The 13592-nt window shown below is 49.7% G+C and carries 9 protein-coding genes; 1 reads left to right on the top strand and 8 read right to left on the bottom strand.

Going from position 1 to position 13592, the window contains the following annotated elements:
* Positions 1–108: 108 nt before the first annotated feature.
* From ACXLDX_RS02640 to ACXLDX_RS02605, 8 genes are all read right to left on the bottom strand, one after another.
* Complete coding sequence (locus ACXLDX_RS02640) at positions 109–1656, bottom strand: pseudouridine synthase (protein WP_457575642.1); 1548 nt, start codon at positions 1654–1656, stop codon at positions 109–111.
* A 24-nt stretch (positions 1657–1680) separates the two neighbouring features.
* Positions 1681–2910 carry a 4Fe-4S dicluster domain-containing protein gene (locus ACXLDX_RS02635; protein WP_457575641.1) on the bottom strand — a complete coding sequence of 410 codons (1230 nt, stop codon included), beginning with the start codon at positions 2908–2910 and terminating at the stop codon, positions 1681–1683.
* A 118-nt stretch (positions 2911–3028) separates the two neighbouring features.
* Positions 3029–3541, bottom strand: coding sequence for a YiiD C-terminal domain-containing protein (locus tag ACXLDX_RS02630; RefSeq protein ID WP_457575640.1), 513 nt, complete (start codon positions 3539–3541; stop codon positions 3029–3031).
* A gap of 3 nt (positions 3542–3544) precedes the next feature.
* Complete coding sequence (locus tag ACXLDX_RS02625; protein WP_457575639.1) at positions 3545–4495, bottom strand: MBL fold metallo-hydrolase; 951 nt, start codon at positions 4493–4495, stop codon at positions 3545–3547.
* Between the two features lie 6 nt (positions 4496–4501).
* The gene (locus ACXLDX_RS02620; protein ID WP_457575638.1) at positions 4502–6280 is read right to left on the bottom strand and encodes an acyl-CoA dehydrogenase FadE; all 1779 of its coding nucleotides are present in this window, start codon (positions 6278–6280) and stop codon (positions 4502–4504) included.
* Positions 6281–6411: 131 nt separating this feature from the next.
* A complete protein-coding gene (locus tag ACXLDX_RS02615) occupies positions 6412–7584 on the bottom strand; it encodes a thiolase family protein (RefSeq protein ID WP_457575637.1) in 1173 nt (390 codons plus the stop codon).
* 85 nt (positions 7585–7669) lie between these two features.
* Positions 7670–10057, bottom strand: a complete 2388-nt coding sequence (locus ACXLDX_RS02610) for a 3-hydroxyacyl-CoA dehydrogenase/enoyl-CoA hydratase family protein (protein WP_457575636.1) — start codon at positions 10055–10057, stop codon at positions 7670–7672.
* A gap of 106 nt (positions 10058–10163) precedes the next feature.
* Positions 10164–12002, bottom strand: coding sequence for an AMP-dependent synthetase/ligase (locus ACXLDX_RS02605; protein ID WP_457575635.1), 1839 nt, complete (start codon positions 12000–12002; stop codon positions 10164–10166).
* Positions 12003–12324: 322 nt separating this feature from the next.
* On the opposite strand from ACXLDX_RS02605, the gene ACXLDX_RS02600 reads away from it, so the two are divergent.
* Positions 12325–13592 (top strand): thiolase family protein (locus tag ACXLDX_RS02600; protein WP_457575634.1); only part of this gene is annotated, 1268 nt, incomplete at its 3' end.

Here is a 13592-nt window from a genome sequence, read left to right as displayed (position 1 = left end):
AACGGGAAGAAAAAAAGACACTGCAATATTAAAAAATACCTGGTGACCGCTGAAACTCAGTCAAGTTGGAGTGATATTAACCTTGAACGGACCCTTAAACTGCTGTGCTCATACTTCACACCAGTAGATGCGTACATGTTCAGGATGGTCCGGCAATGAAGGGAAATCAAAAGGTGGGCTCTGCTGGACAACCGTGCGGAAATGCTTTTCAAGCTCTGTTCTGTAAAAAACTGTATTTCCACTGCGGTGGTTATTGGCGAAAAGGGCAACTCCCCGGTGAGAGAGAAGAAGCCGAACCTGCCTGACAAGTTCCGGCCATTTCCTTTCCACATGGAAATCACGGCCTCGCCCGGCTGAGGCATAAACCGGAGGATCACAGATAATCAGATCCCAGAATGGAAACTCCTTCGGATTATTCTGAAGTTTTCTCTCCTGCCTGGCCAACCATTTCATCACATCTTCCCGGATGAATTTACCGCGACCATTTTTATCCAGTTCATTGAGGGCAAAGTTCTCCTTGCCCCTGGCAAGGGCTGAAGCGGCAAGATCAACAGAGAAAACAACTTCCGCTTCCGCTGCTACCGCCACAGCGGAAAAGGAACAGGTAAAGGCAAAAAGATTGGCTACCCGCCGATTCCGGGCAATGGCCTCTATCCGTCTTCGAGAGTCGCGCTGATCAAGAAAAAGCCCAATGTGCCGGGACGTTTTGAGCGTAACAGCATAGGAAAGATCATGTTCCCTCACCGTAAACTCTTCGGCCGGAACCTCTCCCCATTCCAGGAATTTGTGGATCAATTTATTTCTGTGGGGATTTTTCACATGGTAGCGTATCACCCCCCCTTTCACTGGAATTTTCCCGGAAAAATAATCAAACAGGGACTGCAGTTTTTTCTGCAGGCGATGGTTTTCATCACTATCCCCATATGCCGTGATGGACAGAAAAGAATCATAAAAATCAATAGACACCGGCAAAACAGCTTCTCCCCGGTGAACCAACCTGAAGCAATTGCCGATGATCGATGGCCAGCCCATGCGACGCTCCCAGGCAACTGCACCGTGAAGCACCAGCTCATCTTTTCTTCCGGCAAGAAGGAATAGAAAGGAATCCGGCAGGGGAGAAACAAGGACTTTTGCGATTCCGGGCCACTGCAATTCTCCACAATGAAGACAGAGGCGACCGAAGGATGTGGTTCCATACAGATCATCACCCAGAACCGGAATGGAGCAGAGGGAGGCATGACGCCGAACCTGATGGGTTCGGCCCCGGCCGATGCGGGCCTCATAGAGAAAAAAACCGTTGTTTCCTTCAACCAGGCGAAAACGGGTCAGACTCTTTTTCCCGTCAAGAACTGTATCGACCTCCCAGTCGGTTGCCTTCGCATACTTTGCGTCACTGAGAAAATAATATTTTTTTTCCGCCCGCAGATCTTCGTGAATCTGTCCGGCCAGATTGCAGGCTTCCTGGTTTCGGGCAAAGAGCAGCAGACCACTGGTTCCCTTGTCCAGCCGCGAGCAGATATAGAGACGCCTCCCCGTGTGAAGCGCCAGCCATTCCGCAAGCCCGGTATCACCTTTCCGGTTCCCGTGGGTGCCGATTCCAACAGGCTTTTGAACAACCAGCCAGTCCTTGTCTTCGTATACAATGGGATGGCTCACGCTGCCTTTACTCCCGGCCTGCTCTCACCCCGATGAAAAAAGACGGCGGACCTTTTTTTTCACACCGCTGATGACAAAAGGGGCAAGACGTTTTTTCTCTTTGAGAATCTTTTTAAAAAGATCCTTTTTCTTCTCCGGAGGCGGCTCGCGTTCCACACGAACAAGTGAGAGGGAACCCGTTGGACAGACCCCGACACAGGCTCCGCACCCGAGACAGTGATTGCTGTTGACAGTCATCTGTTTTTGCGTTTTTCCACTCTCCGCAGAAAACTCTTTCAGCTTAAGCGCAGTTATATTACACGCCTTTTTGCAAAGCCCACAACCTATACAACCGGATTCATCGATCCGCAAGGTAAATCCGGTTTTGGCCACCCCCATGGGAAAACCGTTGATCACCCCGCCAAGCAGTTCACAGCAGCAGGAGCAGCAGTTACAGATAAAGGAAGGTTTATGACGTATATTATCTGTAATATGGGTGAGATGCAGATCTCTTGCCCTTTTGAGGATTTCAAGCAGTTCCTCTTTACTCCTCTTTTCGGCAAACCCACGCCTCACCATGAACTTTGCAGCAGTTCCCAGGGAAATACAGATTTCACGCACCGGCGCATTCTTTTCACAGGTTTCATTGACATGTTCTTTTTTATGACGGCAGTAACAGGTGCCGATGGCCCCGAAAGTGGAATTCTTTATTATTTCCCTGGCACTCTCGTAGGTGGCGATGGTTGAACTCACTGGAATATGTTCTTCATAAGCCAGTGACCTGGTCAGCGGAGTTTTGCTGCCGAAAAATTCCCGGCCCATCTCCTGGTCCGGATCACCGAAAAGGTATTCGTGCATCAGCCGGGCCAACTCTTCCACCGGCAGATCCTGCCGCTGCTTCATAAAGGTGAATTCAAAAAAACCTATCAGGCCGGGCATGAGCAGATAATACGTCTTTCCACCGTAGGTCACATCCATGACCAGCCCCTTGTCCGCCATTTCATCCAGTCTGGCAGCCAGCCTTTCACTTTCCCAGCCCGTTGCCCGGACCAGCTCAGGCAGGGTCGCCTCCTCCAGGGGAAACCTTGAGGCGATAAAGGCCTCATCCTCTGAAAAAAGAATGGCTAAAATCCGTCGCAGGGTTTCATTGTCGGCAAGGCCGATGGGGTATTTATTGAGCCTGTCAATAAGTGGTACTATGGAATCCCTGCTGTCCAGATGGTGTCCCATTGCTCTCTCTCCTGAACTGGTGGCGATCCTGTAGTAATTGCTCACAAGCACCCCAGCTTTTCACGACCTCTTTTGTCCGCATAAGTAGGTAAAAGCGAAGAAGAGCCTGCAAGAATCTGCGGCACCTGTGAGCAATTACATCCTTAGAGTAGTTACGTGTTTTCTACACCCTGGTTTTCACCTTGTCCCAACGCTTGATCTGCCAGGTTGTCCGGGCCAGAGCCACCAGGTTTTCATTCCTGTCAATCACCCGGCTCTCCAGCACTATATCGACTGTCGGCCCCCTCTGCAACGGTTGCAGAACATCTTTGGCAATACGTTCGGCAGGCAGCCTGCATTCGGAAATAACCGCTGTTTTCGCCTGGTATTTATATTCAATCTCCATGTGGGACATGATCAGACGATATTTTTTCGGCCCGAAATTCTGCATCAACAGAAGCCCCGCAGAAAATTCCGCCACCGTTGCCAGGGCACATGCATGGATACCGCGAATATGATTGTGATTACTCCTGCGATAAGGCGCAGCTGTCCGAACCACTTCGGCACCAATGCTGACTATTTTAAATCCATGGCTCCGGTTAAAGGGAATCATCCTGTTGAGCAGAAAAGAAAAGAGTGCCCGCCAGAATCCGGAATTTTCCGCTCTTGAAGCAAGATAGAAAAAAAGATTGGACATTGCTCAATATTCCTGGTTTGTCGCTTCGAAAAAGAGAGGCGCCAGCCTGGCAAAAATCCCGATCTCCTCCAGGGAAGTACGAAGCAGGTCGGGCCGCTGGAGAAAATCCTTCATAAAGACAACCTCGGAAGCCTTCAGATACATATGAAAAACATCATTCACCCGGCTGCCGAGCATTTTATCGAGAATGACAAGGATGTTCTCCTCATCCCTGAAAGGCAGAAAATGTCTGACCCGAGAGAGCATTTTGGAATTATAAAAAACAAGGGTCTCATCAATAGAAACCAGCCTCTTCCTGTGACCCGGCAGAATTGTTTTCCCTCGCAAGCCTGCCAGTTTTTTCAACGTTTGAGTATAAATTTCATAATTTTTAAACCGTCTGCCGGTTGAAAGATCCACGTCCAGAAGAGGAGACTGAAACACCCCGCGCAGCAGGGTATCTCCGGTGACTGCCCACTGCTCCCCGACATAGACCAGATCGGACTGGGAATGCCCGGGACAACTGACAATTTCGATACCAAGATGCTCCGGCAGGGATGTTTCCGCTGGATAGTATTCCCGCGGGAAGGGAGGGAAAAGTGCGCCGCTCTCAAATATTTTCCGCAGCTCATCGAGAGATTCCTCACTGAAGCCAAGAGAGGAAAGAAGATGGTACATCTCGCCCATCCTTTTATCGTGTTCACGTATTTTTTCACAATCCCTCGCCGGCAGGTAGATTGTCGCCCCGCTGTTTTCACACAGCCAGGCCACCTGGCCGTAGTGGTCTATATGACAATGGGTGATCAGCACATGTTTCAATCTGTCCAGGTCGATGTTCTCCCGGAGGAAACGGCGGCATTCGGCCGTTGGCGGCCCCGTATCAAACAGAACAAGATCACCGCCCCGTTCACCGCTGTAACAGTGAACGGGGCCGACCATATAAGGTGTATTGATTGTGTGCTGAATCGGAATCATCTGGGATTAAAAAATATACTTTTCCTCTTCACAGGCTGCCCGGGCAAGGAGTCGTTTGGCTTCAAGAAGACCGGTTGCATCATATTTGGCGAACCGGCGCACACCCGAAAGAATCATGGTGAGAGTATCCCCTTCCTCAATGAAGAAAGCACCCTTTTTCGCCGCCGTTCCGGCAATTTCAGTGGCATCAAAAGCGAAAACCTTTACGGCCGCCTTCAGCAGCTCCTGTTTCTTTTCCGAAGCCCCGGCAAGAATTTTTTCCGCCCGGAGTACCGTACTTTCCAGGGCATAGATCTGAATGGCCACATCGGCTGCGGTCAGCAGGATTTCCTGCTCATTTGCCAGCTTGTCCATATGCTTCTGGACCCCGGCTCCTGCCAGAATCAGGAACAATGTTTTCAGATTGCTGATCAGCGCCTTCTCCCTGGCAAAAGGAATTTCCTCATCAATTTCATCAAAACTCGGGGTCATGAGTGCTTCGAAAGCCTTCATCGCCTCAGCCTGCAGGGGCAACTCTCCTTTCATTGATTTCCGCAGGATCATACCGGGAATAAGCAGCCGGTTGATTTCATTGGTTCCTTCAAAGATCCGGTTGATGCGCTCGTCACGATAATACCTCTCAGCCGGATAGTCACTGACAAAACCGTAACCGCCATGAATCTGCAGTACCTCATCCACCGTTTTTGCCAGCACCTCGCTGCAGAAAACCTTTGAGATACCGCATTCCGGAGCATATTCCTCAATGCCTTTCAGGTATTCATCATAATAATTATCAATGCCCTTCTCGATCGTTGCCAGCTTATCGTCCAGAAGGCCGGCAATCCGGTAAACCAGGGATTCCGAGGCAAAAATCTGGGCGGTCAGGTCGGCAATTTTCTCAGAAATGGCACCAAACCGGGCAATGGGAGTATTGAACTGCTTGCGCTCATTGGCATATTTTATGCCGTCGACCAGTGCGCCCTTGGCCGCCCCCGTTACACAGGCCCCCAGTTTAAAACGACCGATATTGAGAACATTAAAGGCAATTTTATGTCCTTTTCCCTTCTCACCCAGCAGGTTTTCCACCGGCACTTTGCAGTTATCGAGAATAACCTGGGTCGTGGAAGAACCTTTGATGCCCAGTTTTTTTTCTTCCGCGCCGACGATCAACCCCTCAAAAGATCTTTCCACCAGAAAGGCGGTAAAATGTTCCTTGTCGATCTTGGCAAAAACGGTGAACAGTTCAGCAAAACCGCCGTTGGTGATAAACTGTTTGGTACCATTGAGGATATAGTGTTTTCCGTCCTCGGAGAGAACCGCCGTTGCCTGGGCCCCCAGAGCGTCACTGCCGGAGCCCGGCTCCGTCAGGCAATAGGCCGAAATCCACTCCCCTGATGTCAGTTTTTCCAGATATTTTTCCTTCTGTTCCGGAGTACCGTAATAAATAAGAGGCAGGGTGCCGATTCCGGTGTGCGCCGTAAAAGCCACGGAAAAAGCACCACTGTAGGCGATTTTTTCGCTGACCAGCATCCCCGAGGCCTTGTCCAGCTCCAGTCCTCCATACTCTTCCGGGGAATCCATCATCAAAAGACCAAGTTCCCCGGCCTTTCTCATTCCTTCCACCACGATATCAAAGTTCTGCTTATCTATTTCTTCAATATGAGGCAGGATCTCGTTCTCTATAAACTGCTCCGTGGTTTCTCCCATCTGCCTCTGTTCATCGGTAAAATCTTCCGGAGTAAAGACATCCTCGCACGATGTCTCGGCTATGAGATATTCACCACCCTTCAATAACTTATCTGCCATTTCAATCACCTGTATTTTGTGAAATAAATATTTTAATTACGGACAAAACTCAGCCTGATACAACATCTACATCTCTAATCCGGCTGAATTTCATGGTAACCAGGAAAATTTCAGTACCGGTCTGGAACCGGTCAGAGCTTTTCAAAAAGTCCGGCTGCCCCCATACCGCCACCGATACACATGGAAACCAGACCATACTTGAGCCCCCTCCTTCCCATTTCATGGAGCAGGGTCGTGGTCAGCTTTGCCCCTGTACAACCGAGGGGATGACCAAGGGCAATAGCGCCGCCGTTTACATTGATAATATCCGGATTAAGGCCAAGGGTCTTGATAACCGCAAGGGCCTGGGCGGCAAAGGCCTCATTCAACTCGATAAGATCAATATCCTCCTGCTTCAGTCCGGCAAGCTCAAGAACCGCGGGAATGGCCTTGATGGGCCCGATCCCCATGACCTCCGGAGGAACACCCTTGGCCGCGAAGGCAAGAAAACGGGCAAAAGGATCCTTACCGGTTTTTTTCAGGTACTCTTCCGACACCACCATGGCAACGGCCGCCCCGTCGGTCATCTGGGAAGAATTTCCCGCGGTGACCGGACCACCGACCTTGAAGGCCGGCCGCAGTTTCGCCAGGGTCTCGGGAGTTGTTCCCGGACGAACACCATCATCCACAGTGACCAGTTCTTTTTCCCGTCTGATCTTACCGTTTACCAGCACATCCTTTTCAATTTCAACCGGGATAATTTCATCACTGAATGTCCCGTTTTCAATGGCCGCAGCCGCTTTGGCGTTACTGGCTGTGGCGAACTCGTCCATCATCTGCCGGTCAATACCATACTGTTCGGCCACAAGTTCAGCCGTAATGCCCATGGACGAAAATGCCTCCGGCCAGTCGACCATGATTGAAGGATTGGCACTGTATTTCAGACCCCCCAGGGGTACACAGGACATGGATTCCACTCCACCTGCAATGATGCAGTCAGCAAAACCACACATGACCCGCTCCGCCGCGGAAGCGATGGTCTGCAGCCCGGAGGAACAGAAACGGTTAATTGTCTGTCCGGGCACATCCACCGGCAGGCCGGCCTTCATACCGGCCACACGCCCGATATTCATGCCCTGCTCCGCTTCAGGAAAGGCACAGCCGAGATAGACATCATCAATGGTCGCGGGATCGGTCTCCGTTCGTTCAAGAAGACCTTTTATGGCAGTTGCCGCCAGATCATCCGGCCGCATGTCTTTGAATTTTCCCTTGTTTGCCCGGCAACCCGGTGTTCGATAACTTGCCAGGATATATGCTTTCTTCATATCATTCCTCCCAGGAGGGTATGGATTTTTACTTTTTTACTTTTTTATTTTTCTTTTCCGGTCAGCCGGAATACTGTCAGGAGAATCAGTTACGAAGAGGCTTGCCACGCTTCAACATATGCTGTATACGTTCCGCCGTTTTCCTGTTCCCGGCAAGTTTCAGGAAATTCTCCCTTTCAAGTTCCAGGAGATAGTCTTCACTGATCAGGGTCCCGGGATTGACATCACCACCGCAGATGACCCGGGCGATAATTGTCCCCATTTCCGCCTCGTACTCGGTTATAAAATTGCCCATCTGCATATTCCACAGCTGACTCTTGATGGCCGCGGCAATGCCTCTGCCCGGTGCAGGCAGTTTTTCAGCCTTTCGTTTCGGTCGATAATTCACAGCCAGGGCCAGGACTTTCTGTTTGGCGTCGGCGATCAGCCGATCAACATCCATGGTGATACTGTCACCGTGACGCATATAGCCCATGGCGGGGAGTTCCGCAGCACCCATGGACACTTTGGCCATGGCAATCTGTTCGAAATTCTTGATTATAAACGGCTGGACATCGGTCTTATACTGCCCCGCGAGCTCAATGGCCCGCATACTCATTTCCTTGGTACCGCCGCCTGCAGGCAGAAGACCTACACCAATTTCTACCAGCCCCATATAGGTTTCAGCGTGGGCGTTGATCGCATCCGACTGAAGGCAGAATTCCGCACCGCCTCCCAGGGTCATGCTAAACGGTGCCGCCACTACCGGAACTTTCGCGTACTTGACCGCCATGGTGGCCTTCTGAAATGAACGCAGTACCATATTAATGTCATCAAAGGCACCCTCTGCCAGGGCCACAGCCATCATCATCAGGTTGGCCCCGACTGAAAAATTGGCGCCCCTGTTACCGATCACAAGTCCCACACCTTCCTGTTCCGCACGTTTTATCGCCTTGTGGGTCATTGCCAGGATATCGCCGCTGATGGCATTCATCTTGGAATGGAATTCAAAACAGAAGACACCATCACCCAGATCGACTACCGAACAGTTCGCATTTTTCTCTACAATATTTCCGCCTTTTTTCAGGATCTCAAGGTGAATCTGGCCTTCCGGCAGCACCACCGGCACATATTTTTTCCCAACCAGATCGTAATACTCCTTTTCTCCCGCTTCGTTGAACCGATAAAACGATTCAATATCCTTCAGCACCTCCGGCAGATTGACTCCGTCTTTTTCCGCCCGCCTGACAAACTTTTTCACACCGATGGCGTCAAACATCTCAAAGGGACCGATTTCCCAGTTAAACCCCCAGCGCATTGCGTTGTCGATATTGACCACATCATCGGCAATTTCCGGAATCCTGTTAACCGCATAGATCAGGGTGTCGCGAATTGATTTCCAGGCAAACTCGGCCCCCTTGTCCGTACCATTCACTACCATTTTGAGTTTTACGGCCGGATCGTCCACCTGCTTTACAGCCATGACGGAAGGGAATTTCGGCTTTTCAAGCGGCTTGTATTCTCCACTGGTATAATCGTAATAAAAAATGACCCGCTTACCGTCCACCTTCTCCTTTTTATAAAAACCCTGCCTTGTTTTGTTGCCGAGCTGACCGTTCTCAATCATTTTTTTCATAAAGTCAGGGAGCTTGAAAACCTCCCTCTCCTCATCATCCGGCAGCAGATCATGGGAATTGGTGCCCACATGGGCCAGAGTATCCAGCCCCACCAGATCTGCGGTGCGGTAAGCCGCACTTTTCGGTCTGGCAGTGGCAGGACCGGCAACCGCATCCACCTCTTCCACTGTCATCCCCATCTCCATCATATGCGCCATTCCCTTGAATATGGCATAGGTTCCAATCCTGTTGGCGATAAAATTGGTGGTATCCTTGGCATAAACAATGCCTTTGCCCAGCTTTCTGCTGATAAAATCCGCCAGACCCTGCATAACTTCCCTGTCAGTATCACTGCAGGGAACAATTTCCATCAACCGCATATACCTCGGCGGGTTGAAGAAGTGAGTGGCAAGAAAATTTTTCTTTACTTCAGGGGGCAGCACCTCCGCCATCTCGTTGACGGAAAGTCCACTGGTATTGGTGGTAAGAATTGCTTCCGGTGCCAGGTGAGGCACGATCTTCTTCAGAAGATCAAGCTTAATAGGCATATATTCAATGACCACTTCTATTACCCAGTCACACTGACCAAGCTTTTCAAGATCGTCCTCAAAATTGCCTGTTTCAATCTGGGCCGCAAAATCCTTGAGATAGAAAGGCGCCGGTTTCATCTTCAACAGTCCCTGAAGGCCCGCGGCCGCAATACGATTGCGCACGACCGGACTTTCCAGGGTGAGTCCCTTTGCCTTCTCTTCATCGTTCAATTCTTTTGGAACGATATCAAGTAACAGAATGTCCAGTCCCGCATTGGCGAGATGAGCAGCTATGGTCGCCCCCATGACTCCGGCACCAAGAACGGCTACACGATTAATCTGCCTCATGTTTTATCTCCATGTATTATGAAAACCTGCATTGCGTCAGATATTTTTGCCGCAGTCGCGGTTTTCATTGTTCTTTTCAGCTGAGCCGTCTGGTCCAGCCCTGCATTTATTTCTTTTGCGGGGAAATCACCCCGTTATTGTTGGTAAGATAGAGATCGTCAACCAGTTCTCTATACTTTTCATAAATGATTTTCCGCTTCATCTTCAAGGTAGGTGTCAATTCTCCGCCCTCGATAGAGAATTCGTTCGGCACTACAGCAAAATATTTTATTGTTTTATAGGAGGGGAAATTTCTGTTGAGGTTCTCAATGCGTTCCGCGTAGAGAGCTTTTATTTTACTGTGATTAACCAGCTCATCCATATCAATATAATCAATATGCTCCTCACGGGCCAGATTGATGAGCCGTTCGATATTCGGCGTAAGAAGAGCAACCAGGTAAGGTTTACGGTCCCCGAATACAATGGCCTGAGAAATATATTTGTCCAGTTTCAGCTCGTTTTCAATAGGCTGGGGCGCGATATTTTTACCCCCGGCAGTAACAATGATCTCTTTTTTACGATCGACAATATAAACAAATCCATCTTCATCGATCCTGGCAATATCCCCTGTCCTGAACCAGCCGTCCTCCATGGTTTCCCTGGTGGCATCATCATTTTTATAGTATCCCAGCATAACCTGAGGACCCCTGACAACAAGCTCTCCATCTTCCTCCAGGCGGATTTCCGTCTCCTTGAACACCTTTCCTACCGAATCAAACCGAACATCTCCCGCACTGCTGATAGTTATACCGGGACTGGTTTCAGTCAGGCCGTATCCATTGTAGACCGGAATACCGATAATCCACATGAATTCGTTTATCGTCTTGTCCAGCGGGGCACCGCCACAAAGAAAATAACTCAACCTGCCGCCGAAGCGATCACGGATTTTCTTAAAGACCAGACGGTCAAATATTTTATATTGCAGGTTCAGCAACCCCAGAGGTTCATGTTTAACATATTTTTTATAAACGTAACGCCTTCCCACTTCAATTGCCTTGTGGAAAAGCTTGCGTCTCATCGGGCTCATCTGGTGAACATTTTCATAAACCCTTGAATAAATTTTTTCAAAAAGCCTTGGAACGCTGACCATGTTAGTGGGCCGGATCTCCACCATATTTTCCATCACCTTGGCCACGTTCTCTGCAAAGGCAATATGATTCCCATTCATTAATGTCACATAATACCCTGCTGTCCTCTCCAGAACATGACTGAGGGGCAGAAAGGAGAGCAGTGTCTGTTCTCTCTGCTCTATACCAAGCATTTCCAGACCGTACTGGGCGTTGGTCATGATATTTTTCTGGGTCAGGAGCACACCTTTGGGAACCCCCGTTGTCCCTGATGTATAGATAATGGTGATCAGATCATCCTGACTGATTTCATCGATCTGCCTTTCTATTTTTTCCTTATCCTCCAGCGCGAGAGGAGTTGAAACCTCCGAGAGCTGGTACTGGGTAAAAACAGGAAAGGAACGGTCTCCCATGAATCGCTCATAGGAAATAACAAGCTCCACCCCGGGAATCTGATCCCGGATGGAAAGCAGTTTTTCATATTGCCCTTTGGTGGAGGCGAAAACGACCTTAGCCTCGCAATGATTAAGAATATAGGCCGCCTGTTTCGGAGTGTTTGTCGCATAAATGGGAACAGTGACCCCCCGGGCGCATTGAATACCAAAATCCGAAATAGCCCATCCCAGTCTGTTTTCGGAAAAAATGGCCACCCTGTCACCAGGTTTCACCCCGGCCTTGCCGAGGCCGCGCGCCAGAAGAAGGACCCGTTCATAAAATTCTTCATAACTGAGAGAGAGAAAAGTACCACGCTTTTTATAGCTTATGGCTGTTTTTCTGGCGTATTTGACGGCATTGTCTTTGAGTATTGCCGGGATTGACTGATATGACAAAACATTCATGATTTCTCTTCTCCACAAGAAATATTCACCCTGACTCTAATCATTACGTTTACGTTAATATTGATATATTTACGCCAGGAATTATTCCCACGTAAAAAATCACTGGTGATATTTATGTTTTTCCCACCACTTCAAGTCAATGTCCTATTAACTATACATAAATATTCCCAACGTAAAATCCGGCCTGATCACCACCTTAATCGTTTCAATCATATCTTACCTTAACGTTTAAGTCAACATCAAATCAACTATTTCATGCCTTCAATTAATCTGTTATAGTACCAGCGATTTTCTTACCAATCAGCACAAGGAGAATAAAATTATGAAGGAAGTTGTGATAGTTAGTGGTTCAAGGACGGCAGTTGGCTCTTTTGGCGGCTCTCTGAAAAATGTTCCCGCCATCGAACTCGGCTCCGTTGTCATGAAAGACCTTTTACGTAAAGTAGATCTTCGTCCCTTTACAGATGACAGGACCGCCGCCTATGGACCGGACAAACTGAAGGACCAGGGAAAGGTGGAAATTGAAACCGCCGCCTATGACTGGGATGAATCACTCACCCCAATAGTTATTGACGAGGTGGTAATGGGCAATGTCCTCCAGGCAGGTCAGGGACAGAATCCAGCCAGACAGGCCATGATCCGGGCCGGATATCCCAAGGAAACTCCTGCGTTCACCATCAACAAGATTTGCGGCTCAGGTCTCAAGGCCATTAGCCTGGGAGCTGCTTCAATCATGACAGGCGAGGCGGAGGTTGTGGTCGCAGGTGGACAGGAATCCATGAGCAACGCCCCAATGGCTCTCCCGAAAGCCCGCTGGGGCCACAGAATGGAGCTCACAGGCAGCGGTGAAGTCCGCGACCTGATGGTTTACGACGGTCTGTACGAAATTTTCTACGGCTACCACATGGGAGTCACCGCCGAGAACATTGTCGCCAGGTATGATATCAGCCGGGAAGAGCAGGACGAACTGGCTGTTCTCAGCCATAACCGGGCCTTTGCCGCGGTGCAGGACGGCACATTCAGTGGCGAGATTGCCGATGTTCTCATCAAACATCGTAAGGGTGATATCATTGTCAACAGCGATGAACGGCCCATGGACACCAATATGGAAAAAATGGCCAGGTTAAGACCCGTCTTTGCAAAAAACGGGTCGGTTACTGCCGGAAATGCTTCAGGAATAAACGACGGGGCCGCCGCGGTTCTTCTCATGAGCCGGGAAAAAGCGGAAGAGCTCGGCCTTGCCCCCCTGGTATCAATTACAGGTTTCGCTGCCGGGGGCCTTGACCCGGCCTATATGGGGCTGGGACCGGTTCCGGCCATCAGGAAAGTGCTGCAGAACTGTGACCTGACCATTGATGATATCGAAATGATAGAGTTGAACGAGGCCTTTGCCGCCCAGGCAATCGGCTGCATGCGTGAACTGGGCATCGCCAACGATAAACCAAACGAACTTGGCAGCGGCATTTCTCTAGGTCATCCCATCGGCTGTACGGGAGCGCGCCAGATGGTAACCGGCATCTATCAGATGCAGCGAAAAGATTACGCCACCGGCCTGATTTCCATGTGTATCGGCGGCGGCATGGGCATGGC

This window comes from Desulfomarina sp. (assembly GCF_054039375.1).
The sequence above is the reverse complement of the archived record's forward strand: the minus strand, read 5'-3'. Positions and strand labels throughout refer to the sequence as shown.